22 protein-coding genes and 1 pseudogene are annotated in these 23,940 nt (G+C 41.5%); 9 read left to right on the top strand and 14 right to left on the bottom strand.

Annotation, left to right across the window (positions count from 1 at the left end; genetic code table 11):
* Positions 1 to 5 precede the first annotated feature (5 nt).
* From MHI41_RS05230 to MHI41_RS05210, 5 genes are all read right to left on the bottom strand, one after another.
* Positions 6 to 764, bottom strand: a complete 759-nt coding sequence (locus MHI41_RS05230) for an ATP-binding cassette domain-containing protein (protein WP_081114757.1) — start codon at positions 762 to 764, stop codon at positions 6 to 8.
* Positions 755 to 1,705, bottom strand: a complete 951-nt coding sequence (locus MHI41_RS05225; protein ID WP_025207102.1) for an iron chelate uptake ABC transporter family permease subunit — start codon at positions 1,703 to 1,705, stop codon at positions 755 to 757. Before MHI41_RS05225 ends, MHI41_RS05230 begins: the two co-directional genes overlap by 10 nt.
* Entirely contained in the window at positions 1,698 to 2,648 is a 951-nt protein-coding gene (locus tag MHI41_RS05220) for an ABC transporter permease (protein WP_017366964.1), read from the bottom strand. The genes MHI41_RS05225 and MHI41_RS05220 overlap by 8 nt, the downstream gene beginning before the upstream one ends.
* A 157-nt stretch (positions 2,649 to 2,805) precedes the next feature.
* The gene (locus MHI41_RS05215) at positions 2,806 to 3,084 is read right to left on the bottom strand and encodes a barstar family protein (protein ID WP_019743339.1); all 279 of its coding nucleotides are present in this window, start codon (positions 3,082 to 3,084) and stop codon (positions 2,806 to 2,808) included.
* A 62-nt stretch (positions 3,085 to 3,146) separates the two neighbouring features.
* The gene (locus tag MHI41_RS05210; protein WP_342494613.1) at positions 3,147 to 4,316 is read right to left on the bottom strand and encodes an MFS transporter; all 1,170 of its coding nucleotides are present in this window, start codon (positions 4,314 to 4,316) and stop codon (positions 3,147 to 3,149) included.
* A gap of 143 nt (positions 4,317 to 4,459) precedes the next feature.
* On the opposite strand from MHI41_RS05210, the gene MHI41_RS05205 reads away from it, so the two are divergent.
* The gene (locus MHI41_RS05205) at positions 4,460 to 5,899 is read left to right on the top strand and encodes a PLP-dependent aminotransferase family protein (RefSeq protein WP_019743338.1); all 1,440 of its coding nucleotides are present in this window, start codon (positions 4,460 to 4,462) and stop codon (positions 5,897 to 5,899) included.
* Positions 5,900 to 5,929: 30 nt separating this feature from the next.
* On the opposite strand, the gene MHI41_RS05200 is transcribed toward MHI41_RS05205, so the two are convergent.
* From MHI41_RS05200 to MHI41_RS05190, 3 genes and pseudogenes are all read right to left on the bottom strand, one after another.
* Positions 5,930 to 6,412: a hypothetical protein gene (locus MHI41_RS05200; RefSeq protein ID WP_008348662.1), complete on the bottom strand. Its 483-nt coding sequence runs from the start codon at positions 6,410 to 6,412 to the stop codon at positions 5,930 to 5,932.
* Between the two features lie 386 nt (positions 6,413 to 6,798).
* The gene (locus MHI41_RS05195) at positions 6,799 to 7,905 is read right to left on the bottom strand and encodes a D-TA family PLP-dependent enzyme (RefSeq protein WP_342494612.1); all 1,107 of its coding nucleotides are present in this window, start codon (positions 7,903 to 7,905) and stop codon (positions 6,799 to 6,801) included.
* Positions 7,906 to 8,048: 143 nt separating this feature from the next.
* Positions 8,049 to 8,627: pseudogene (locus tag MHI41_RS05190) on the bottom strand (competence protein ComK).
* A gap of 289 nt (positions 8,628 to 8,916) precedes the next feature.
* Between MHI41_RS05190 and MHI41_RS05185 the strand changes: the two are divergent.
* Positions 8,917 to 9,153 (top strand): IDEAL domain-containing protein, encoded by a 237-nt coding sequence (locus MHI41_RS05185; RefSeq protein WP_008348804.1) that lies wholly within the window; start codon positions 8,917 to 8,919, stop codon positions 9,151 to 9,153.
* 58 nt (positions 9,154 to 9,211) lie between these two features.
* Here MHI41_RS05185 and MHI41_RS05180 read toward each other — a convergent pair whose 3' ends face one another.
* Positions 9,212 to 10,072 carry an SDR family oxidoreductase gene (locus MHI41_RS05180; RefSeq protein WP_050827114.1) on the bottom strand — a complete coding sequence of 287 codons (861 nt, stop codon included), beginning with the start codon at positions 10,070 to 10,072 and terminating at the stop codon, positions 9,212 to 9,214.
* A gap of 142 nt (positions 10,073 to 10,214) precedes the next feature.
* Here MHI41_RS05180 and MHI41_RS05175 point away from each other — a divergent pair, with 142 nt between their 5' ends.
* The 4 genes from MHI41_RS05175 to MHI41_RS05160 all read left to right on the top strand — a co-directional run bounded on the left by MHI41_RS05175 (position 10,215) and on the right by MHI41_RS05160 (position 15,311).
* Entirely contained in the window at positions 10,215 to 11,747 is a 1,533-nt protein-coding gene (locus MHI41_RS05175; RefSeq protein WP_342494611.1) for an FAD-dependent oxidoreductase, read from the top strand.
* 90 nt (positions 11,748 to 11,837) lie between these two features.
* Positions 11,838 to 13,133 carry a globin-coupled sensor protein gene (locus MHI41_RS05170; RefSeq protein ID WP_019743333.1) on the top strand — a complete coding sequence of 432 codons (1,296 nt, stop codon included), beginning with the start codon at positions 11,838 to 11,840 and terminating at the stop codon, positions 13,131 to 13,133.
* Between the two features lie 61 nt (positions 13,134 to 13,194).
* A complete protein-coding gene (locus tag MHI41_RS05165; RefSeq protein ID WP_050827111.1) occupies positions 13,195 to 13,779 on the top strand; it encodes a histidine phosphatase family protein in 585 nt (194 codons plus the stop codon).
* A 386-nt stretch (positions 13,780 to 14,165) separates the two neighbouring features.
* Complete coding sequence (locus tag MHI41_RS05160; RefSeq protein ID WP_039962807.1) at positions 14,166 to 15,311, top strand: S8 family peptidase; 1,146 nt, start codon at positions 14,166 to 14,168, stop codon at positions 15,309 to 15,311.
* 46 nt (positions 15,312 to 15,357) lie between these two features.
* On the opposite strand, the gene MHI41_RS05155 is transcribed toward MHI41_RS05160, so the two are convergent.
* Positions 15,358 to 16,641, bottom strand: coding sequence for a M48 family metallopeptidase (locus tag MHI41_RS05155; RefSeq protein WP_342494610.1), 1,284 nt, complete (start codon positions 16,639 to 16,641; stop codon positions 15,358 to 15,360).
* A gap of 175 nt (positions 16,642 to 16,816) precedes the next feature.
* On the opposite strand from MHI41_RS05155, the gene MHI41_RS05150 reads away from it, so the two are divergent.
* Positions 16,817 to 17,233 (top strand): hypothetical protein, encoded by a 417-nt coding sequence (locus tag MHI41_RS05150; RefSeq protein WP_007497192.1) that lies wholly within the window; start codon positions 16,817 to 16,819, stop codon positions 17,231 to 17,233.
* A gap of 211 nt (positions 17,234 to 17,444) precedes the next feature.
* Here MHI41_RS05150 and MHI41_RS05145 read toward each other — a convergent pair whose 3' ends face one another.
* The 3 genes from MHI41_RS05145 to MHI41_RS05135 form a co-directional block, all read right to left on the bottom strand.
* Complete coding sequence (locus MHI41_RS05145; protein WP_342494609.1) at positions 17,445 to 18,998, bottom strand: fatty acid--CoA ligase family protein; 1,554 nt, start codon at positions 18,996 to 18,998, stop codon at positions 17,445 to 17,447.
* A 172-nt stretch (positions 18,999 to 19,170) separates the two neighbouring features.
* A complete protein-coding gene (locus MHI41_RS05140; RefSeq protein WP_008348846.1) occupies positions 19,171 to 20,160 on the bottom strand; it encodes a lipoate--protein ligase in 990 nt (329 codons plus the stop codon).
* A 2-nt stretch (positions 20,161 to 20,162) separates the two neighbouring features.
* Positions 20,163 to 20,906 carry an MBL fold metallo-hydrolase gene (locus MHI41_RS05135; protein ID WP_017366952.1) on the bottom strand — a complete coding sequence of 248 codons (744 nt, stop codon included), beginning with the start codon at positions 20,904 to 20,906 and terminating at the stop codon, positions 20,163 to 20,165.
* A gap of 155 nt (positions 20,907 to 21,061) precedes the next feature.
* Between MHI41_RS05135 and yhfH the strand changes: the two genes are divergently transcribed.
* Both yhfH and MHI41_RS05125 read left to right on the top strand, forming a co-directional pair.
* A complete protein-coding gene (gene yhfH, locus MHI41_RS05130; protein WP_008359029.1) occupies positions 21,062 to 21,199 on the top strand; it encodes a protein YhfH in 138 nt (45 codons plus the stop codon).
* A 339-nt stretch (positions 21,200 to 21,538) separates the two neighbouring features.
* Positions 21,539 to 22,828, top strand: coding sequence for a cation:dicarboxylase symporter family transporter (locus tag MHI41_RS05125; RefSeq protein WP_008348850.1), 1,290 nt, complete (start codon positions 21,539 to 21,541; stop codon positions 22,826 to 22,828).
* A gap of 31 nt (positions 22,829 to 22,859) precedes the next feature.
* On the opposite strand, the gene MHI41_RS05120 is transcribed toward MHI41_RS05125, so the two are convergent.
* Entirely contained in the window at positions 22,860 to 23,909 is a 1,050-nt protein-coding gene (locus tag MHI41_RS05120) for a M42 family metallopeptidase (protein WP_024720001.1), read from the bottom strand.
* Positions 23,910 to 23,940: the final 31 nt, after the last annotated feature.

Below are 23,940 nucleotides of genomic sequence, written 5' to 3'. Positions count from 1 at the left end.
TTTTTTCAAGAAAAATATAAGCAAATACGCTCACCACGAATGACTTCGATCGGTATGCGCATGTCATAAATGTGTTCAAGTGCTTCTGTTTGAATCACTTCATCAACGCTTCCTTCTTTGACCACCTGACCCTCTTTTAAGGCGACGATGTGATCTGAATAGACAGATGCAAAGTTAATATCATGGAGAACAACAACAATCGTTTTTCCAAGATCTTTCACGAGCTGCTGAAACAGCTTCATCATTTCAACTGAATGGTTCATATCTAAATTGTTTAAAGGCTCATCTAAGAAAATATAATCCGTATCCTGAGCCAGCACCATGGCAATAAAGGCTCTCTGCCTTTGTCCGCCGCTTAGTTCATCTAAATATTGATGCTGGATTTCGACGAGTCTCATGTATTGAAGCGACACATCAATCATGTTCTCATCTTCTTTTGTCAAGCGGCCTTGAGAGTAAGGAAAGCGGCCAAAGCTGACAAGCTCACGAACGGTCAGACGCACACTCATGTGGTTCGACTGCTTCAAGATGCTCATTTTTTTCGCAAGCTCCTGAGGAGAGTAGGCACGATAAGGTTTGTCCTCTAAACAAGCTTCCCCAGTATCAGGTTGAATCAGGCGGCTCATGATGGACAAAAGCGTACTTTTGCCTGCGCCATTTGGACCAATGAGAGAGGTCAGCTGTCCTTTTTTTACACTGACAGTTGTTTCGTGAAGCACTGTTTTTCCGTTATATGTCTTACTGACTCCCTTCATCACGACCATGAACGACTCTCCTTTAAAAGTAGATAAATAAAATACAGTCCGCCGACTAAATCAATCAGCACACTAAGCGGTGTTTGAAACGTAAATACCTTTTCCACAAGAAATTCCCCGCCTACAAGCGCAATGACACTAATGAAAAACGAGCCTAATAGCAAGTACGTGTGCCGATATGTACGAAACAGCTCTCTTGCCACATTTACGACGAGTAAGCCAAGAAACGTAATCGGGCCGACGAGCGCCGTCGCAATAGAAACAAGGACAGCAATGACGATCAGCATCTTTTTTGTGATCCTGTCATAGTCAATCCCGAGATTCACAGCCTGTTCCTTTCCTAACGACATGACATCTAATTTCGCGCGGAAGGTCCATATATAAAGACAAAGTGCCGCAAATAAAAGAGAAGCGAAGAGTAAAATATCTGTGTTGATGTGATTAAAGCTGGCAAAGGACTTGTCCTGTACGACTTGGTATTCATTCGGGTCAATGAGCATTTCCATAAAGGAAGAAAGACTTTTGAACAATGTTCCAAACACAATCCCGACAAGCAGGAGTAAGAAAATATGCTTGTTTTTGCGCTTGAACATCACCGTATAGAGCAGCACAGAAAAAAGAATCATCAATCCAACGCAGAGAAAGAAATTCAGGTTCTTATTCGCGATCATCAAATTGGTCGATCCAAAAAGATAAATAATCGCCGTTTGCAAAAACAAGTAAAGCGCGTCTAACCCTAAAATGCTTGGCGTTAAGATTCTGTTATTGGTCAATGTTTGAAACACAACAGAGGAAAAGGCAATCGCGCCTCCTGTCAAAGTCATGGCAAGCACCTTTTTTAAACGGCTCGGCACTGTGTACTCCCAGTACCCCATTTGAAAGGTGACGAAGATGACAACGAATACGGCTGCAATGGCTGCAATGAGAAATAATGTTCGTTTCTTATGCATAGCGCTTCCTCCTTAATAACATGTACAGGAAGATCGCACTTCCAATGATGCCGACCATAAGCCCGACAGATATTTCATATGGATAAATGATCACCCTTCCGAGTACGTCACATATGAGCACAAAAATGGCCCCTAATAAAGCCGTATGCGGCAGGCTCTTTTTCAAGTGATCCCCTCGGTAGATCGATACAATATTCGGAATGATTAAGCCAAGGAATGGCAGCATGCCAACAGTCAAAATCGTTACAGAAGTAATCATCGAAACAATCACCAAACCAACTGCCATGACACGTTTATACGTTAAACCTAAATTGACGGCAAAGCTCTCACCCATACCAGCCACTGTAAAGCGGTCAGCATATAAATACGCGATGATCAATAGAGGAACACTCACATAGAGCAGTTCATAACGTCCCTGAACAATAAGAGAAAAATCCCCTTGTAGCCATGCGGATACGTTTTGGATCAAATCATATTTATAGGCTATAAACGTGGAAATTGAACTGACAATTCCGCCAAACATTAAGCCGACTAACGGTACGTAGATCGTATCGTTCACCTTAATATGGCGTAAAATTTTTAAGAATAATAGATTGCCAGCTAACGTAAATAAAAACGCAATCGCCATTTTCATCAGCGGGCTTGCCTGTGTAAAAACAAGCATGGCGGTTAAAATACCCAGCTTGGCCCAATCCATTGTTCCTGCAGTCGTTGGAGAGACAAACTTATTTCTCGTCATGCTTTGCATGATAAAACCGCATAAGCTCAGGCTCATGCCAGCAAGCACAATACTCATCAGCCGCGGGATGCGACTTGAAAATAAGGTGTTCATTTGTTCATCTGATAGATGAAACAACTGTAAAAGAGACAGGTCCTGTACTCCGACAAACAGCGACGCACATGCCAAACACACAAACAACAAACTTAATTGGTACAACTTCATACAGGGTTCACACTTTCTATCAAGCTCTCTGCCACAAATGATTATCATTATCAATTAAGCGGCAGTTCATATATTATCATATTTAGTGAAATATTCAATAGTAGAATGAGAAAGGGTCAAAACAGCAAAAAAACAGCTTTCAGGATCAGCTGCTTTTTTATGCTTCAATATTCAATTGAAATTGCCCTTGCAGTTCCTCTTCAGCTTCTTGAAATAACTGCCGCAAATTCTCTGCATAATCACCAAGCTCGTCTTTGCTTGCTTGATAATGAATCCATGTGAGCTCTACAGGCAAGCTCACTTCTCCTGTTAAACAGTCCCAAAGGGCATCAAGGTTTTTCCCGTAATGATCAGGAAGTTGTAACACTGTTTTTAGTTGATCATGAAGCTCCTCTTGTGATCTGCACACTGCACCATTTAGCTGTACTTTTTTCATTTCCCTCCCCCTCTCCTGTCTTTATTTTAAACGAATTGGAGAGGAAAGAGAAAGAACCCATTTCACTTTTGCCTCTCTCTGAAACTTAAACTAAGCAAGATCAGACAGGCAGCCAACACGAGCATGAAAAAGAGCGTTAACACTGTCTGAGTACCGTACATATCAGCAAAGAGACCAACGAACACACTTGGTATGCCAAGACCTAGATACGCAAACAAGTAATATCCAGCAACGGCTCTAGCCGCTTCCTTCTTCCCTTTCTCAACAATCAGCTGGAGACCGCCTAAGTAAGTAAATCCATAGCAAGCTGTGCCCGCTAAAAGAGTTCCAGCAAGGACAAGGAATATAGACCCGCTATTAGCACCGAATAACAGCAGGCCATATCCGCACGGAAGACAAATAAAACCGATACGAAGCGCTGCACTGCTATTCATCTTTCGGACAAAGGGCTGCATCAGAACACCTGCCATATTAATAAAAAACAGCGCCGGGCCTACCCACAATTCATAGCCATTTAATTTAAGCTGTGCTGGCAAAATCGAAATGACAAGACCGCACAAAGACCATGCGATAGCAATGGCTATGTTCGCTGGCATTGTTCCTTTTGGAAACCTCGGCATGTTCATGAGCGGTTTACTTGCATCCCCTTGTACAGGCGGCACCAAAAAGAATACAGCAACAATCGTCAACATGATCAAGACCAACACAATCCAATAGCTAAGAGGCGTCAGTGACACTCGCTCAAAAGAAAGAATCGCTGTAAAAAGAGCACCTCCTCCAAATCCAATTGAACTGCATAATGCGATAAACGTTGGGATCCAGCCCGATTTCTCTGGATATAAAGCAATCAAGTAGGCAGTACATGTGCCAACACTTAACCCAAGTCCCACTCCTTGCAGCAGCCGGGCGACAAAGAGCATTTGTATGGTCGGCTGCACGATCATGAGCAGGGTGGCACATAATGAAAAGCAAAGAGCGATCAATAAAATCGGTTTTCGTCCAGCCCGGTCAGACATGCCGCCAAGTAACAATAATACTGGAATCAGTCCGAAAACATACGCAGCAAACACAAGGGCTGTTGACGCCTTTCCGTATCCTGCCTGCTCTGCATATTCCGTATAAAGAGGGACTTGCAGGTTCACTGCTGTTGTAATCATAAAAAGGCTAAATAAAACGAACACAAACGGAATCATAGATAGCTGTGCTGTTTCTTCTTTTGATGCAGGAATCATGGGACTCTCTCCTCTGTGTAAATGATATGAACCAGTGTACACATCATTTGGATTTCTTCCCACATCCAAAAATGAAGCTATTGACCAGTCCATAATTCCATGTCATCATCAATGATGACATGACAAAGGAAAGAAGGTGCACTGTGTACATTCATTTAGACCGTTCCAGCTCTACCCCGCTCTGGCAGCAAATCGTCAATGGCATCATTCAAAAAATTCATACAAACACACTGAATCCTGATGATCAGTTGACTCCGACAAGAGTATTAGCACAAGAGCTCAACGTATCTCGATCCACCGTACAGCTTGCCTATGATGAACTGCTGGCAAGAGGCTATGTCAGCACCTCTAGAAGAGGCGGGACAAAGGTCATTTCAAGTGATCACTATGCTGCTTCTCCCCCACATCAAAACGAACCGCCTTTTGCACTTCCGACAAGACCTCACTTTGACGAGGCTGAAAAACAAATGGATCACTGGCTCTCGGCCAATCAATTTCATGAAACACTTGAGATTGATTTCCGCCATCAAGAACCAGCCATCGACGACCATTTTCAAAACATATGGAAACGCTCGCTTCTAAAAGCACTACAGCGCTTAAATATGAAGGATTGGGGCTATTCTTCTCCGCATGGATTATGGGAAGTGCGTTCAGAAATTCGCCAATACTTATCGGTTGAACGCGGCATTGATATAGAAGAAGACCAAATGGTGTTAACAGGGGGCACACAGCAAGCCATTGACTTAATTTCACAAGTCATGCTCAAAAAAGGAGATACAGTAGCTGTTGAAGATCCTGGTTTTCCTGGAGCTAGGTTGTCTTTTCTACATCGCGAAATGAATATTTACCCCGCACCAGTCGATGAAGAAGGAATGATGGTGAATACATTGCCAGAACGTACAAAGCTGATCGCTGTAACGCCCTCTCATCAGCGGCCAACCGGTGTCTGTATGAGCGTCAATAGAAGACGGGAGCTGCTGCAGTTTGCTGCGAAGGCTCAATCTTACATATTAGAAGATGATTTTGATGGGGATTATCGTTATCATGGCGGACCGCTTCCTTCTTTATTTTCAGAAGCACCCGATCATGTGATCTATATTGTCAGTTTTTCCAAGGTACTTGCTCCAGGCATCCGCCTTGCTGCCATCATCGGCTCCAAAGCAGTCATCAAAGAAATCGCTGCACTGCAATCACTTATTCAAAGACAGCTGCCGATCATGGAGCAAATCACTCTTGCCTCTTTTTTCAGAGAAGGAGAGTTTACGCGATATGTCAGGCGGATGAGACAGGTGTATAAAAAACGGCAGGCAGCGATGATGGATGCTCTTTTGACACATCACTTTGACAAACACTTCCGTTTATATGGAACCGATACAGGCCTTCACGTCTTTTTGGAAGGAACATCAGACTTTGATGAACAAGGCACGATTGAGGCCGCAAAAGCGGCAGGTGTCGGCATTTATCCATTAAGCCCCTATTGTTATGAAAGCAAAAGGAAAGGGTTGCTGCTTGGCTTTGCCTGTACGGATGAAGCCATGATTCAAGAAGGTGTACGCCGATTAAAGCAAACACTGCACATCTAAAAAAGCCTGGAAGTCTCTCTTCCAGGCTTTTCATTGTGATTGCTGAACGTTTCCTACTTCTTCAATGAAAGAGGCTGTCTCTTGCAATCCATCTTGAAAATGTTGAGTTGCTGACATAAACAGCTTTTCTTGATCAGGACGCTTCAACAGCTGCTCTACCTTGCTAATTCCTTTTTCAAATGAAGCAAGACCTGTCTTTAATTGTTTGTCTGCCTTTTGATACACAGCTGGCACTTCTTGATGAGTAAGCCCTTTTTGAATGACACGGTCGAATGCTTTCGTCGCTTTTGTCAATTTTTCATTTACTTGAATTTTTCCATGTCCATCCGAAATAAATTGATCGGTCATGTTTTCATATGCTTCATTTAACTCATCCATATAACGCTGAACCCATTGTTCATACGCAGCTTCTTTTGTGTTTTGTTTTGAAGGCGGCTGACCTGCTTGATTGCAGGCCGTGAGTAGTGTCACTGTCACGGTAAATAGCAGCATCAAATGCCATCGTTTTTTCATACAGGGCCCCCATTTCTCTTTCCCATTTGTTCATATCGGTCAAATATGATCAACTTTTACCTCATACGAACACATTGCAAGAAATGACTTGTTTTTATTGTAACAGACCGCATGTATCACTTCTGTGATTTATGCGGAAATGAATGAAAATCCTTCTAATGGTTCACATTTCCCTGCCATTTCATGATGATACAGTCAATAGACGACGAGAGAGGCACGTTTGGTTTCAATCTATTTCATCGTCGTCATTTTTTCTCAAATAAAAAAGACCCCTTTCGGCGCCTTTTCCTTAGATGTATGGATTTCAAATGATGATCTTTCTTAGAATGGAAGCTGCCTTATATTCTGCTCTGCATAGCGGCAACACCCTCTATGACCCTACCAATTTATTGCAGCTTCCCTTTACAAGCAATCTCCAGCTCTTCTACCACTTCACCATCTTGAATGAGGTATGCTTTTTCATGAAGATTCACAGCAGGACAGATGTGATTCGGAATAATTTGCACCTTCTCACCGATCTGTACACTTTGACGAAAGCCTTCATGATAGATAATGGCATGCTCGTCAAATACGCTTGAAACAAATACATCATCATATTCTTTCACTTTGCCTAAGCCCTCTGTTTTCGTCAGCCCATTTGTACGTGTTTGTGCCGTCAGCCCCTTGGCCCCTACATCTGTAATCACCCGGCGCTCTGTCGGTTTACTAATGACCGTCGTCAGCACAGATGCTGCACAATGTGAATATGTGCCGATTACATTGGACTGGGAAGCATCCATCAAGATGTATGTGCCTGGCCGTATTTCTGTGACTCCTTTTGGGATATCAAATTGAAATAAAAATGGCGGTGTTGATCCAATACTGACGACCTCTAGCGGCATACCAGCTTCTTCTGCAATCTGCGCAAAACGGAGTGTTCGATTTACAGCCTCCTTGTATAATGTCCGGCAATGTGCTTTACTTTCCGCTTGATACGTATGACCATCATGAGAAAAAATCCCCTTTAAATGAACGGCATCACTTGTTTGAATCGCCTCTAATATGTGGCAGAAATCACGTTCTTCAATGACACCAGATCTTCCCTCTCCAACCTCTATCTCAATTAAAACCTCCGCTTTTTTCTCTGATTCACAAAAGACTTGCTCAATCTGCTTCACATGCTCAACACAATCTATACCAAAAGAAATCTGTATCGACTCTGCCAGTTTGCGAATCCGCTTGAGTTTAGTCTCACCTACAATTTGATTGGCGATAAAAATATCCTTGAGCCCATGGGCTGCCATTACTTCAGCCTCTCCTACTTTCGCCACCGTAATGCCAGATGCACCTTTCTCTTCCTGCAGCTTGGCAAGTGCAGGCGTTTTATGCGTTTTCGTATGAGGGCGCAATTTGACCTGCTGACGGTCTGCGTATTGCTGCATCGCCGCTACATTCTCCATCATCACCCGTTTATCAATGAGTAGTGCCGGCGTATCCAGTTCTTCATACATCATCCCCATGACCCCTTTCATTGTATAAAAAATTATACGATATAGATAAATTATATATTTTTTTATACGATAATCAATGGTTTTTTCTGCAAAAAAGTGATGGCGATGAGTAAGCAGTCCAGCGGCTGTCTGCCGCTGGTCTCTCACTAATAACGATTACGAAGTTCTCTTAAGATAAAATCATACACAAGGTTGAGTTGCTGTTCCTTTGGATACAGCATAAATTCTTGTTTCTTAGGAAGACCTCCATCTAGTCGGTCTTGAAATTTCGTTCAAAGATACGCTGTTCGGTGTACCTGACTCTCAAATGACTTATATGAGACATCTAGTTTGACCGATTGCTCATTTGTAAAAGTAACAACCGTGTCTCCGAGGGATGATTCCTGAAAGATATGAATGTATTTGTGGGAGATCCATCCGCATTGAGGGCGGTTGGATGAATAGGTTGGGAAGAAATACAGATGATTGGATGAGTCAATCACGATGGGAGGCTTGTGGGAAATTCCTGTTACTTCGTATGTTCCCGCTTTTCTGCCTGCATAGCTTGAGCCAAAGAACCTGCAACTGCGTTCTATAATTTGCAGCGGCTTTAATTCAACGTAAAAGCTTGTCTCTCTTTCGATCACTTTTGAATATACTCGTTTTCCTTCTTCAACCGGAAGGACCGCCATTGTTGTTTGATTAATGACGTATGAATCTAATGGTGTTTCACTAATTCCTGACACTTCATTTCCTCCTGTGTTAATTTTTGGTTATTTTAGATACTATTAATCTATCACCAACGTATAAGAAACGACAGGATTTTTTCAATATTTATTTAAAATCATCTTTTTATCATATTTTTTAGTACATTCGATCTATCTAAAAGCCATTTTTAAAGATATATCGTATCTTGTCGACTGGACAAGGGGTGTCGATATGGCTCAAAAATAAATTGTCTAAAAATTATAAATTCTTGTTGATTTTTTCTCCGCCAATCCATATACTATAAAAAAGGCATCGGGGGGATTCTTTATGAAAGAGAAAAAAACGTATGCTGAGCTCATGAAGTCCCGCAACACCCAAAAAACCGAAGAGAATGGCGTTACTATTTTAGACATTTATATTCAAATGGTTTTAGATGAGGCGCTTTATAAACAGCGCTTAACCTTCCTTAGAGAAGAGATTGACAAGGCTCTAGATCAGCGTGATGAAAAGCGTTTTAATGACCTGTCAGCTCAATATGCAGAACATTGCTTACATCAATCATGATGATTTTACTTGCGGCAGAGAGACAAAAGCTTGTCTCTTTACCGCAAGTTTTTTGTTTTTATCCATTTAATATGGTTCCGCCATTCACATGAATCATTTGTCCATTCATATAAGAAGAGTCTTCGCTCGCTAAAAATAAATAACTCGGCGCTAACTCTACTGGCTCACCAGGCCGCTCCATTGGGACATCTCCACCAAATTCAGACACTTCCTTTTCCGTAAATGTGGATGGAATCAGCGGTGTCCAAATTGGTCCAGGCGCTACCCCATTTACCCGAATCCCTTGTTTGATAAGAGATAGAGATAATGATCTTGTAAACGTTACAACCGCCCCTTTTGTCGATGAATAATCAATTAAGGTTTCATGACCTTTATAAGCAGTGACCGATGCTGTATTAATAATACTGCTTCCTTTCTTTAAATGAGGGAGCACCGCTTTTGTTAAATAGAACATGGCAAATATATTCGTTTGAAATGTCCGAAGAAGCTGGTGAGAGGTAATCTGTTCAATGCTTTTTTGCGGATGCTGTTCACCTGCGTTGTTGACCAAAATATCAATCGAACCGAAAGCATCTTTTGTTTTTTTGACGACCTCGTTTGAAAAAGCTTCATCCCCTAGGTCACCTGCTATTAAAATGACGCGGCCTCCCATCTTTTCAATATAGTCCTTCGTTTCTTCCGCATCGCGATGTTCATTCAAATAAACAATTGCTACATTGGCTCCTTCTTTCGCAAATAAGACAGATACTGCTCTTCCAATCCCGCTGTCTCCACCTGTGACAATCGCCGTTTTCCCTGTCAGCTTTTTGCCTTGCACCTCTCGATCAAAGATAGGTCTAGGGTTCATTTTATATTCAAGTCCTGGACGTTCGTTCTGATGCTGAGGCGGTAACGTTTTCTTTGGCTGCTTTGTTGACACGTCAGTCCACTCCTTCCTTTTTATCTCGTTTATTTTTATGTGTTGCTCATTTTTTTATGTATTTCGCTCTTGTTTCCATTAAAATGTATGATTTTCAGCATCGTGGAAAAATTATACACAACAAGTGACTGGAGGCGACAACATGGAACAAGAACATAAAGGATCGGAACAAGCAAAGTCGTTATGGCTAGCTGATAGTGAGAAGCCCTCTTTTCCTACTGTCAGCGAAGATCTTACAGCAGATGTCATCATTGTCGGTGCCGGTATTACAGGTATCGCTACTGCATTTGAAATGACAGAACGCGGGCTGGATGTCATCATCATAGATGCTGATCAAGTATTGCAAGGAACCACTGGACATACGACAGCGAAAATTACCTCCCAGCATGATGTTTACTATCATGAGCTGATTCAGCATATTGGTATGCCGAAAGCCCGTTTATATGTAGAAGCAAATGAAAAAGCAAAGGAGCTCATCCAAGCACGTGTGAAAGAGTATGACATTGATTGTCAGCTTGAGGTAAAAGATGCTTACCTTTATACAACAGAAGAAAACGGCGTCAAAAAGTTAAAGAAGGAATTAGATGCATATAAACAGCTCGGTATCGATCGCGAATGGAAAACAGCGCTCCCGTTTGATGCTGGCATCAAGGCAGCCCTCGCCATGACGCAGCAGGCACAATTTCATCCTCTTCATTATCTTCATGCACTGATCGATCAGCTCATTGACCGAGGCGTGCGCATATTTGAACAGACAACGGCAGTCGATGTAAAAGAAGGAAAACACCCTGCTGTCATCACAAAAAGTGGCCATCATCTGATGGGGCGCTCTATCATTTCATGCTCACACTTTCCTTTTTACGATGGCAAAGGACTGTATTTCACGCGAATCCATCCTGAGCAATCTTATGTCGTCGCAGCCAAAACAAAAAAACCGCTCCCAAACGGCATGTACTTAGGAATTGATCAGCCTGCCCATTCATTAAGAACGGCGAAATTCCATGGAGAAGATGTCGTGCTCATCGGTGGACAAGGCCATAAAACCGGACAAGGCGGAGATGAATCCGCACACTATGAAGCACTAGAAAAGTTTGGTGAAGCCACCCTTGGCATAAAGGAAGTCCTTTACCGCTGGTCCACACATGATATGGTCACAATGGATCAAATTCCTTATATTGGCCGCCTGACAAAACATCATTCGAATATTTTTGTGGCAACAGGATTTAGAAAATGGGGCATGACCACAAGCCACGTGGCAGCGACACTGATCGGAGATTTGATCGAAGGAAAATCGAATCCTTACGAATCCATCTTTACTCCATCAAGACTCGTGTCAGATCCATTCGTAAAAGACTTTATCAAAGAAAACACCAATGTTGCAGCGAATCTGATCAGCGGTAAATTGAAGCGAGCTGATCAAACAATTGATGATTTAAAACCGGGTGAAGGCGGGATTGTGTCTTATGAGCATAAAAAATGTGGTGCCTTTAAGTCAGAGGACGGCGATCTCTTTCTTGTCGATACAACCTGTACTCACTTAGGCTGTGAAGTCGCTTGGAATAATAGTGACCGCACATGGGACTGTCCTTGTCACGGGTCTCGTTTCTCCATTACGGGAGAAGTAGTAGAAGGCCCGGCTAAAAAACCACTGAAAAGGTCATATAAAGAACAGTAAAATTTCACTGTTCCCCTTTAAAAAATCCAATATTATCCGATAAAAAACATAAAGTCTGATATTTTTGATGATCATGGGGGGACAAACACATTGTTATTTAAAAAAGAGAGTAAAAAGAAAAACACTGCTTTTTTCACACAGCAGGATGATGGGATAAAACGAATCAATTTTTCGGAGAATACGGACATTGTCAAACAAATTAAAATGATTGATTTGACGCAGCAAGACCTTTTTATCTTGAAACAGCTGAATCCAATCGTTCAAGATGAAATTGAACATATCGTCGATAAATTTTATAAAAACCTAGAAGTCGAGTCTTCCTTGATGCACATCATTCAAGATAACAGCTCAGTCGAGCGTCTAAAGAAAACACTACGCATTCATATTAGTGAAATGTTTGCTGGTGTGATTGACGAATCTTATGTGGCCAAAAGAATTAAAATTGCACAAGTTCATTTAAGAATTGGGCTTCAACCTAAATGGTATATGGCAGCTTTCCAAGACCTTTTGCTATCCATTATGGATTTATTTGCCCAGCATATCCAAGATTTCAAAGAATATCAGACGGCAGTGAAAGCGACGACGAAAATTTTAAATCTAGAGCAACAGCTTGTCCTAGATACGTTCCAAAATGAATACTCTAAAGTTCGTGATGAAGCAGAAGTACAGCAAAAAGAGCTTCATACAAAAATTACAGAAACATCTAATTCGCTTGCTTCTCTCTTCTCAAACACAACAAATGCAGTGGACAAACTTGTATCAAAATCTGATGAGATGGCGGACATGTCACAGGCTGGCACAAAGATTTCAGCACAAGTTGAAGAGAAATCAATTGGCGGTAAAAAAGAGTTAGAAATTCAGCAGACGCAAATGAATCAAATTGATGGCAGCATGACAAAGATTGAAACAGAGATTAAGCGCTTAGAAGAAATTGCGAAACAAATTGAACAAATTTTTGGGATTGTCACAGGTATTGCGGAGCAAACGAATTTACTATCTTTAAACGCTTCAATCGAATCAGCTCGAGCAGGTGAACATGGCAAAGGCTTTGCTGTCGTTGCAAACGAGGTTCGCAAATTATCAGAGGATACAAAGAAAACGGTTTCAACTGTATCTGAGCTCGTCAACAACACAAATTCACAAATCGCCATTGTGTCACAGCATATTGCTGACGTGAATTTACTTGTGACAGACAGTAAAGAAAAAATGACCCAAATCAACTCTCTATTCGATGATATCGTCAGCAGCATGAACTTAAGCAAAAACCAAAACGGAAAAATTGAAATAGATTTGCAAACATTCCTAAACGAATTGAAAGAAGTCAAACAAACAGTGTCCCAAGTGGCAAGTTCGGTCGAGTCCTTAACGAGTCTGACAAATCGCTGATCCAGTCATTCTTCTTCTGTTTTAGTATAATAGAAGAAAAGATAGAAAAGGCGGGATTTGATTGACAGCAATTTGCCTAGTCAGACACGGTGAAACCGATTGGAATGCAGCAAAACGAATTCAAGGACGAACAGATATCCCTTTAAATGACACTGGTAAATGGCAAGCGGAACAAACCGGTCTTTACCTAAAAGATGCCCACTGGGATGTTGTCATTTCCAGTCCGCTATCAAGGGCAAAAGAAACAGCTCATTTGATTTTACAGCATGTACATGCACCGCTCGTGATCATGGACGATTTTATTGAACGTGATTATGGCGACGCTGAAGGCATGTCATTTGAGGAACGTCAGAAGCTGTTTCCTAATAAACAGTATCCAAATATGGAACCACTATCGGCACTTCAAGATCGAATGCTAGAAGGTATTGAAAAAGTGAGAGCAACCTACCCAGATAAACGGGTACTAATCGTGGCACACGGGGCTGCCATCCATGCCTTACTCACCGCACTAGCTGACGAACATATGGGTATTCAGGACACTAGACTTGTCAATGCCTGCTTAAATTATGTGGAATGGACAGATGGTGAATGGAAGGTGAACGATTACAACGTGGTCAGCCATTTAACACAATCTGCCCCTTCTTAAAGAACCTGTTTCCAAAGCAGGTTCTTTTTCATGTCAAAAATAATGATAAAATAATATTTTTTTATATCGAAATTCGAAATAGATGATAGCCTTTTCTACCTATTTTATAGCATTTCGGGTATCGAATGTTTATCCCCAAATAGATCATGAGAAAAAAAGCACGATTCCTTTTTAACAGAAAATCGTTGAAAACACACAATAAACATATTTTACCATCATTTCCAAGCGACTTAATTCCCTATTTTTCGCTAGGACTTCCACAAAAATTCAGGTCTACTCTTATTTGCCTACCTCTATTAAACTGAAAATACAGAATAATCAAACGGATCATTCTTATAGACTACGGATGATTATTCTGAAATAAGAAAAAGGGATGTGGAATGTGCGTGAAAAAGAAAAATGTGATGACAAGTGTTTTATTGGCTGTCCCTCTTCTGTTTTCAGCAGGGTTTGGAGGCTCGATGGCAAATGCCGAGACTGCCTCAAAGTCAGAAAGTGAAAAAAGCTATATCGTTGGCTTTAAAGCTTCTGCCACCACAAACAGCTCTAAGAAACAAGCAGTGACACAAAATGGTGGGAAATTAGAAAAACAATACCGCCTCATTAATGCTGCACAAGTGAAGATGTCTGAACAAGCCGCAAAAAAACTTGAACACGACCCTAGCATTGCTTATGTAGAAGAAGACCACAAAGCAGAAGCATATGCACAAACCGTCCCTTATGGTATCCCTCAAATCAAAGCTCCAGCCGTACACGCTCAAGGTTATAAAGGTGCTAACGTCAAAGTAGCTGTCCTTGATACTGGAATCCACGCCGCACACCCTGACTTAAATGTTGCAGGCGGTGCTAGCTTCGTCCCTTCAGAGCCAAATGCCACACAAGACTTTCAATCACACGGAACTCACGTAGCCGGAACCATTGCTGCCCTTGATAACACGATTGGTGTTCTTGGGGTTGCGCCAAGCGCCTCCTTGTATGCCGTTAAAGTGTTAGATCGAAACGGAGATGGACAATACAGCTGGATTATCAGCGGTATTGAATGGGCTGTTGCCAATAACATGGATGTCATCAATATGAGCTTAGGCGGCCCAAGCGGATCCACAGCGCTTAAAAATGCTGTAGACACAGCGAATAACCGCGGAGTAGTTGTCGTTGCCGCAGCAGGGAATTCAGGTTCAACTGGCTCTACTAGCACCGTTGGCTATCCTGCTAAATACGACTCAACCATTGCTGTTGCCAACGTGAACAGCAACAATGTCAGAAACTCGTCTTCAAGCGCAGGTCCTGAATTAGATGTTTCTGCACCTGGTACATCTATTTTAAGTACAGTACCAAGCAGTGGATATACATCTTATACGGGAACATCGATGGCATCTCCTCATGTAGCAGGAGCAGCAGCGCTTATCCTTTCTAAGTATCCGAATCTATCAACTTCTCAGGTTCGTCAGCGCTTAGAAAATACAGCAACACCGCTTGGTAATTCGTTCTATTATGGAAAAGGATTGATTAACGTTCAAGCAGCTTCTAACTAAAATAAGTGTGACAAAAAAATCCGGCTAACTGAGCCGGATTTTTTATTTATTGCTTTTTCGATGTTTCCTCTTTTTTCACCGCTTTTTCCATATCGATGATTCTCTCCATCATCGTCGGGTGTCCATAGCGGAATATTTTCACTAAAAGTGGCGGATTGACTTGGGAAAGCCCTGATTTTGCAAGCTTTTGAAATGATGTTACCCCCGCCTCTTCATCTTTCGTCAAGTTCACGGCGTATTCATCAGCTGCACGTTCTTGATGCCTTGACACAGCATTTGTAAAAGGAGAAGCAGCAAATGACAGCATAGATACAATGATCAAAAGAAGCGGAAGAGCAGCAACGTCATGTGGTGCCTTCAGACGAAATGGAGAAGCGCCTTTTTGGTAAAGGGAAAAATAAAGACGGTCAATGGCAAAAAATCCAACCAGAGACAGCACTAAATATCCTGCTAAACCGATATACACATGCTTCATCACGTAATGTCCCATCTCATGCGCCATGATAAATAAGATTTCACGGTCTTTCAGCTTTTGAAGTGTCGTATCCCACAAAACAATACGCTTATTTTCACCAATTCCTGTGACGTAAGCATTCATCGTGTTTGTTTTCTCTGACATGTTGACTTCATATACATGATCTGCTGGAATGTGTGCTTTCTCTGCAAGGGTTAATATCTTTTTCTCAAGCGCTTGGTCCTTCAATGGGTAAAAATCATTGTAGAGTGGATCAATAACGACCGGCTGTATAAAGAAGAGAAACAGTGTAACTGGAACGGTTAAACACCAAGCATACAGCCACCAATATTTCCTTTTCTTTTGAATGAGCCAAAAGAACACAATAGCGCATAGAACAAGCAGCGGATATTGAATCCAAAAATCAAGCGTTTGGTCTTTTAGCCAACTTGCCGTGCTTTGTGCTGAAACACCGTAGTGCAAGGACAACTGGTAGCTCACCCACTTGACCGGCAATGTGATCAGCATCGTCAAAAGTGACAGCACAAACACATACACAAGTTTGCTCAAAAGGTGAAAACGAGCTGCTGCCAAGCTCCAATCTGCTAATTTCCTTGAAAACCCAGAAATGAGCAAAAGGAATAAGACATACCAATCTAAAGGAATTGTCATAAAGTACAACAGGTTACGAATGTTCGAGTAACTTCCACTGATCACAAGCTCATGGCTTGTCATAAATGTATGCGGGTCTGCACTTGTCCCTTTCACACTGTCAGGGACAGATGAATCCCCCATTAGAAATAAGTAAGAATAAATAAAAAGACCGTACAATATGTATGCTACCGTTGCAAGAGCTACCCATTTGCGTACTCGCACTGGTCAGCCTCCTTTCCATTTCTCTCTATTGTAATCACGCACGTTTTTGTTTAGAACCTGTCTCATGTGGCTCAATCATAGCATGCCCTATCTGAAAAAGCTTGAGTGAAAAAAATGATTATGCTGTTCAAAAATCGGAGAAACTAACCATAAAAAAGTGAGTTGGAGGTTCATCATGAAGAAAATCCTTGCAGGAATTGTGATCTTTGGGCTTTTACTGATTACCTTCTTTTATGTGTTCAGCCGGACAAGTGACATCTTCGATGAAAATCGAGCAGAGAAATTATTGCTTTCACCGACGAACCAGTCCATTTCTTATGAAATAGATGATAAAGATACAACTGAAGATCTAATTGAACAATTAAACAAAGGGAAACAAACAAGCAGCCATCTCAAAAAGAATGTAAAAAAGCCAGATTATATCGCCAAGGTCATGTTCGGACGGACAAATGGCACTTCTTTTCAGCTATGGACCAACCGCTCTCAAGTTGTTTTTTTAGTAGACGGCACCTATTATGAATTAAATCAAAAACAGTCAAATTCCTTTCGAAAACAGGTACAAGAAGCGATTCAAAAAGGAGCCTCTTCATAGGAGTCTCCCCAGCGTGTAGACAAACCCTCGCATTCTTTGTCAGTCCTGCGTGCTGGTGCTCACGAATGTGAAATTCGCTCCGCGCCAGTACTCGTCCTTCCTAGGGCTGCAAAGGTTTTCTATCACGCTGAAAAGAAGACAAAGGGCTAAAATAAACAACATTTTAGCCCTTTGTCAACAATCTGAGGAGCCTCTTCAAGAGGCTCCCTTTTTATTTACTTGTTTCTGCTTGGTACTTGTCTTTTAGCGCTCTTCTTAAAATTTTACCAGTCGTGTTTTTTGGAATATCATCAATGAAATGGATCGTTTGGGGCTGCTTATATTTCGCCAAATAGCGTGAACAATGTGTGATGATGTCTTCTTGATTGATGTGAGCATGTTTCTTAGGGGAAATGTAACAGACAACAGCCTCTCCTGTGTTTGGATCTGGCACACCGATGACAACGGCTTCTGCTACAGCTTCATGTTGATAAAGCACTTCTTCTACTTCTCTTGGATATACATTATACCCGCCAACGAGAATCATATCCTTTTTTCGATCGACGATATAAATATATCCGTCTTCATCTCTTCTCGCCAAATCTCCTGTGTACAGCCAGCCGTCTTTCAGGGCCGCCTCTGTGTCTTCTGGCATTTGATAATAGCCTTTCATAATGTTTGGCCCTTTTGCGATGAGTTCTCCGACTTCGTTTGGTCCAATTTCCTCTCCAAGTTCATTCACAATCTTATTTTTCACATTCATAATATCAGTGCCGACCGAGCCTGGTTTTCTTTTTCCATCAAGGGGATTGAATGCCGTCACTGGGGAAGCCTCTGATAATCCATAGCCCTCTAGCACCGTGACACCGAACTTTTCTTCAAAACCGTGAAGTAAAGCAACAGGCATGGACGCACCGCCTGATATACAAATCCTCACCGACTTCATCGCTTCCTCATGACCGTCCTGGCGGTATAAATAGTTATACATGGTTGGAACACCAACAAATAGCGTTGGTTTTTCTTTCTCCATCATTCGTAAAAGCTCTGATGGGCTGAAATGCGGCAGGACATAGATGGTCGCTCCATGAATCAAGGGGGCATTCATACAGACGGTCAAACAAAACACATGGAACATCGGCAAAGCAGCAATCACCTTGTCCTTCTCATCAATTGACAGGTACTCAGCAATGTCTCTTGCATTTGAATAAAGGTTAACATGAGTGAGCATTGCCCCTTTTGGTTTTCCTGTTGTGCCAGATGTAAATAAAATAACGGCCGTATCGTCAGGTTGTATGGAAGGATGCTCAGCTTCTGGTGCATCTCCAGACACAAGCTTTCCGAAGAAAACAAGACGATCAGATACTTCTTTTAAACTTGACCTACACGCAGATTCATTTTGTGCACAAATAATGACTCGTTCAATCGCTGGAAGCTGTTCATACACCTGCTCGTATATCGGCAGAAGCTGATCCGGAGCAACAATCCCTTTTACATCACCAGTGACCAGCATATAGCCAATTTCACTTGGCGTATATGTTGGATTGACAGGTACAACAACAAGCCCTGCCTTTAATGCACCAAAAAATGAAATCACAAAATGCGGTGAATTTCCTAAAATCAGCGCGATATGATCTCCCGCTTGAAACCCTTCGCTCACTAAACCATCTGCAAAACGTTCGATACTTGTCATCAGTTCTCGATAGGTCCACTTGTTCCCTTCAAAAATCAGTGCGACGTTCTCTCCCTTGGTCATCGCAGTCTGCTCAAGATTTTTGATCAAATCCATTCTCCCACCCCTTATACTTCATCAATGAATGAATAGCCATTCATTTTATGACCAAACATTCCTCCTTTCTATTATAATAGACAATCGAAAAAATCCACAAGATCAAATGTAAACCGCTTTCATCCCTTTCAATAGAAAAAGCACCGCTATCTCTAGCCGTGCTTGTCCTTGCTTAATAAATCAAATCCAGAAAATCTTCTTTTGATACGTTACCAAAATAATGGCGCATATCCATGTCTTCTAATACATCACTAATGGTTTTGCGATCATATTGCTGCCCAATGAGTCGTTTCTCAATATCAGCAATATCCCCTACACCGAAGAAGTCACCAAAAATTTTGCAGTCTTGAATGATGCCTTTTTTCACTTCTAATCGAAGATCAATCGATCCAGCTGGAAAACGCTTAGAGTGCTGCAAGTTAAACTTAGGTGAACGGCCGTAGTTCCATTCCCATTTTTGGTATCGATCACGAGAAATCTCATGAATCTTCTCCCAATCCTTTTCTGTCAGCTGATACTCAGGCACGTCTCCGTTCGTGTCAAAAATATAGCTTAAAAGAATTTTTCTAAATTCTTCTGTTGTCATCTTTTGATCCATCAGTTCACTAATATTCGCAACCCTGCTTCTAATGGATTTGATGCCTTTTGATTCGATCTTTTCTTTCTTCACATTTAATGCCGAGACAACATGTTCGATTTCTGAATCAAATAATAGGGTGCCATGACTGAAGATACGTCCTCGTGTAGCAAATTGAGCATTCCCCGAGATTTTACGCCCATCTGCCATGATGTCATTTCTGCCGCTTAATTCCGCTTTGACGCCAAGCTTTTCAAGCGCTTTGATGACTGGCTCGGTGAATTTTTTAAAGTTATGAAAGCTGTCCCCATCGTCTTTTGTAATAAAACTGAAGTTCAAGTTTCCTTTGTCATGGTAAACCGCACCACCGCCAGATAACCGGCGAACGACTTTGATGCCATTGTCTTCCACATATTTTGTGTTGATTTCTTCTATTGTATTTTGGTTCTTTCCAATAATAATAGACGGCTGGTTGATGTAAAACAGCAAATACGTTTCTTCTGGATCTAAATATTTTAAGCAATACTCTTCAATGGCTAAATTAATCATTGGGTCATAATGTTGCTCGTTATCGATAAACAGCATCTCTATCTTCCTTCCTTGTTCCATCTAAGCCCTGAATGGGCAAGCTGTATATTGCCAGTATATAACGCCTGTGCTTCATTGACTAGGTCTTTATGCCGACCGAAATGAGGCAGATGGGTGATGATGAGCTCCCCAACATTTGCTTCACTAGCCAGCTTCCCTACTTCAGTACTGTTCATATGTCCTGCACCCGATCCGTCTTGTCCGGCGTAAAAGTTGCTTTCGGCAATAAGTAAGTCTGCATCCTTGCTAAAAGGGATAAATGCATCCTGATAGCTGGAGTCGGCTGTATACACCACCACAGCCTCATGTGCCTGAATTCTCATCGCATAGCATTCTGCCGGATGAACCGTTTTCAAAAAATCAATTTGAAATGGTCCGATTTGAATGCCCTCTTCCGGCTGATAAGGTTTTGTCTTTGTATGTACATCATCAGAGAGCCGCTGAAATGCTTCTTGATCCCCGGTGTGTCCGTAGATCGTCAGCGGACCACTGCTTTTTCCTAAATGATAACCCACTAGCTTCGCATATTGGAGAGGTCCGATATCTGCAATATGATCGTGATGATAATGAGAAAGGAGTACAGCATCTAGTTCTTCTATATCAATGTATTGCTGAAGCTTTGACAGAACTCCGCTCCCGCAGTCGACAAGCAGACGAAAACCATCTGATTCAAAAAGATAACCTGATGTAGCTTCACCAGCTGCTGGAAATCCTCCGTAGCAGCCAATCACGGTTAATTTCATCGTCATATTTCCTCCTTTTCAAAAAATCCCCTTCTTACAATATACCCATTTTTCATAAAAAAAGCATTCTTCTTGCCTATTGTTACAAAACAGATTGACAATTATTAATCTGTTATAATACAATGATAGCAATAAAACGTATTGGAGGATGACAAATGCTAGGAAAAATCACTGAGTTTTTTAGAAATTTGCCTTCAAAAAAATGCACAAAATGTGGAAATGATTTAATGGAACAGCACGAGTGTTACGGTAATGAATGTGAGGAATGCTCACAAGTAAGTTATCTTAAATAAGGTAATAAATAGAATAAAAAAGCACTTTTTTCCTCCATCGTCAGTTGGAGTCAAAAGTGCTTTTTATTTTTTCTGAAAAATAGGTAAAAAGGTAAAACCCTTGGTACAGAAGGGTTTTTTAGTATTTTCATATGATGACTTTTAGTTCGGAAGGCACTTTTTATTGACTTAAAACAACGAAGGGGGTTCGAAGTGTCCATTTTTTCAAATAATTTTGTATTTTCTTAATATAATTTAATCGTGGACGAACCTCTTTAATTTTAGTTATACTTTAATTCATATATTAAAACTTAATATAATGGGAATATTCCTTTAATGAATATGTTAGGGAGGAAATCTATGAAAAAATTAAAATTTGGATTAGCTACTCAAATCCTAATCGGTCTTATTCTCGGTGTCGTGGTTGGTGCGATCTTTTTCGGTAACCCTGGTGTTGAGACATATTTAAAACCAATTGGAGACTTCTTCTTACGACTCATTAAGATGATTGTCATTCCGATTGTCGTATCTAGCTTAATTTTAGGTGTTGCAGGTGCGGGTGATGGTAAAAAAGTAGGGAAGCTTGGTTTTAGAACCATTCTTTATTTTGAAATTATCACAACGTTTGCGATCATCCTTGGTCTTGTGCTTGCGAACTTTGTTCAACCAGGTGCAGGCGTTGACTTTGGACATACAGAAAAACAGGATATTAGCCAGTATGTTGAAACGGAAAAAGAACAAAGCAGTAAATCAGTTGCTGATACGTTCCTTCATATCGTTCCGACGAACTTCTTCCAATCATTGGCGGAAGGTGATTTGCTTGCGATTATTTTCTTCACTGTATTATTCGCACTTGGCGTTTCAGCGATTGGTGAACGCGGCAAACCAGTGCTCGCCTTCTTTGAAGGTGTGTCACATGCGATGTTCCATGTCGTCAATGTTGTGATGAAAGCTGCACCATTTGGTGTGTTCGCGCTCATTGGTGTGACAGTATCAAAATTTGGTCTTGAATCTCTAGTTTCATTAGGTAAGCTCGTAGGTCTTGTTTATTTTGCGCTCGCTCTCTTCCTTATCGTTGTATTCGGAATTATTGGAAAGATGATTGGCGTCAATATTTTCAGATTTCTTGCTTACATGAAAGACGAAATGCTTCTCGCCTTTAGTACATCCAGCTCTGAAACAGTTTTACCGAGAGTCATGGATAAAATGGAGCGCATCGGGTGTCCAAAAGGAATTGTTTCTTTTGTTATCCCAATTGGTTATACGTTTAATCTGGACGGCTCCGTCTTGTATCAAGCCATTGCGGCGCTTTTCCTAGCGCAGGTATATGGCATTGACCTCACGATCGTACAGCAGCTCACACTGATTCTTGTACTGATGGTGACATCAAAAGGAATGGCTGCTGTTCCTGGTACATCCTTTGTTGTATTACTTGCAACACTCGGAACGATTGGTGTTCCTGCTGAAGGTCTAGCCTTTATTGCAGGTGTTGATCGTATCATGGATATGGCAAGAACCGTTGTCAACTTAACTGGTAATGCACTTGCAGCTGTCGTGATGTCTAAATGGGAAGGGCAATATGACCCTGAAAAAGGACACCGCGTGATGACTGGACAAGATGTACCTGAGCCAACACAACTTTCAAGCTAATCAAAAAGAACCCCGATCATGGGGTTCTTTTTTATACTGTGATTAATTTGCTTTGAACATAGTGGTACAGAAGATTGGCTGTATGAATCAATGAGTCTTCATGGGTTCTTTCAAAGGCATGCGAAGAGTCAATGCCCGGTCCAATCAGTCCATGAATGATATCATGCCCTGCTCGAATCGCTGCCGACGCATCTGAGCCATAATAAGGGTATATATCAAGGCGATAATCGATCTTATTTGCCTCAGCTAATGCTGCTAAATGTTTGCGCAGACCATAGTGATAAGGACCGCTAGAATCCTTCACACATATCGACACACTGTATTCATCGGTTGATTGACCGTCACCGATGGCTCCCATATCAACAGCCAAATATTCCACCGTTTCTTCCGGGATATTCGAGTTCCCACCGTATCCGATTTCTTCATTATTTGAAATTAAGAAATGTGTCGTATGCGGCAATGTGATGTTCTCTGTTTGAATGCGGTGAATCAATCTCAGCAACAGCGCCACACTTGCCTTATCATCAAGGTGTCTTGATTTAATAAAACCTGAAGATGTCACTTCCACTCTAGGATCAAATGAGATAAAGTCTCCTACTTGAATGCCGAGTGCTTGCACATCGTCTGCATTTTTCACTTTCTCATCTAAGCGAATCTCCATATTTTCTTGATTTCGCTTCGCTTTTCCAGCATCCTCATATACGTGAACGGACGTTTGATGCATCAGAATGGTACCTGTGTATGTACGGCCTGTTACTGTTTCAATTTCACAATACTCGCCTTCTATCGAGTTATATTGAAAGCCTCCAATGAGTGCAAGACGCAGCCGGCCATTTGATTTAATTTCTTTGACCATTGCACCGAGCGTATCGACATGTGCTGTCAGCATGCGGTGTTCCTTGTCATCTGTTCCTTTTAGGGTGGCAATTAATCCGCCTTTTCGATTTCGCTTCGTTTCAATATTTAAATCTTGTAAAAAACGTTCGACAAAGCCAATCACTTTCTCAGTATTTCCTGATGGACTTGGGATCGACACAAGCTTTTGAATAAGCTGAATCGTTTCATTTACTTCCGTCGTCATTCGGCATATCCTCCTTCATCTAAAAGAAATT

The organism is Bacillus sp. FSL M7-0307 (assembly GCF_038627835.1).
Classification (GTDB): Bacteria; Bacillota; Bacilli; order Bacillales; family Bacillaceae; genus Bacillus; species Bacillus altitudinis.
The sequence above is the reverse complement of the archived record's forward strand: the minus strand, read 5'-3'. Positions and strand labels throughout refer to the sequence as shown.

Coding starts and splice junctions, on each gene's coding strand:
- MHI41_RS05225 (WP_025207102.1), bottom strand. CDS start 1,705: ATGCATAAGAAACGAACATTATTTCTCATTGCAGCCATTGCAGCCGTA.
- MHI41_RS05150 (WP_007497192.1), top strand. CDS start 16,817: ATGAAGAAAATCCTTGCAGGAATTGTGATCTTTGGGCTTTTACTGATT.
- MHI41_RS05175 (WP_342494611.1), top strand. CDS start 10,215: ATGGAACAAGAACATAAAGGATCGGAACAAGCAAAGTCGTTATGGCTA.
- MHI41_RS05195 (WP_342494612.1), bottom strand. CDS start 7,905: ATGATGTATGAAGAACTGGATACGCCGGCACTACTCATTGATAAACGG.
- MHI41_RS05125 (WP_008348850.1), top strand. CDS start 21,539: ATGAAAAAATTAAAATTTGGATTAGCTACTCAAATCCTAATCGGTCTT.
- MHI41_RS05145 (WP_342494609.1), bottom strand. CDS start 18,998: ATGGATTTGATCAAAAATCTTGAGCAGACTGCGATGACCAAGGGAGAG.
- yhfH (WP_008359029.1), top strand. CDS start 21,062: ATGCTAGGAAAAATCACTGAGTTTTTTAGAAATTTGCCTTCAAAAAAA.
- MHI41_RS05220 (WP_017366964.1), bottom strand. CDS start 2,648: ATGAAGTTGTACCAATTAAGTTTGTTGTTTGTGTGTTTGGCATGTGCG.
- MHI41_RS05185 (WP_008348804.1), top strand. CDS start 8,917: ATGAAAGAGAAAAAAACGTATGCTGAGCTCATGAAGTCCCGCAACACC.
- MHI41_RS05140 (WP_008348846.1), bottom strand. CDS start 20,160: ATGCTGTTTATCGATAACGAGCAACATTATGACCCAATGATTAATTTA.
- MHI41_RS05120 (WP_024720001.1), bottom strand. CDS start 23,909: ATGACGACGGAAGTAAATGAAACGATTCAGCTTATTCAAAAGCTTGTG.
- MHI41_RS05135 (WP_017366952.1), bottom strand. CDS start 20,906: ATGAAATTAACCGTGATTGGCTGCTACGGAGGATTTCCAGCAGCTGGT.
- MHI41_RS05210 (WP_342494613.1), bottom strand. CDS start 4,316: ATGATTCCTGCATCAAAAGAAGAAACAGCACAGCTATCTATGATTCCG.
- MHI41_RS05200 (WP_008348662.1), bottom strand. CDS start 6,412: ATGAAAAAACGATGGCATTTGATGCTGCTATTTACCGTGACAGTGACA.
- MHI41_RS05230 (WP_081114757.1), bottom strand. CDS start 764: ATGGTCGTGATGAAGGGAGTCAGTAAGACATATAACGGAAAAACAGTG.
- MHI41_RS05215 (WP_019743339.1), bottom strand. CDS start 3,084: ATGAAAAAAGTACAGCTAAATGGTGCAGTGTGCAGATCACAAGAGGAG.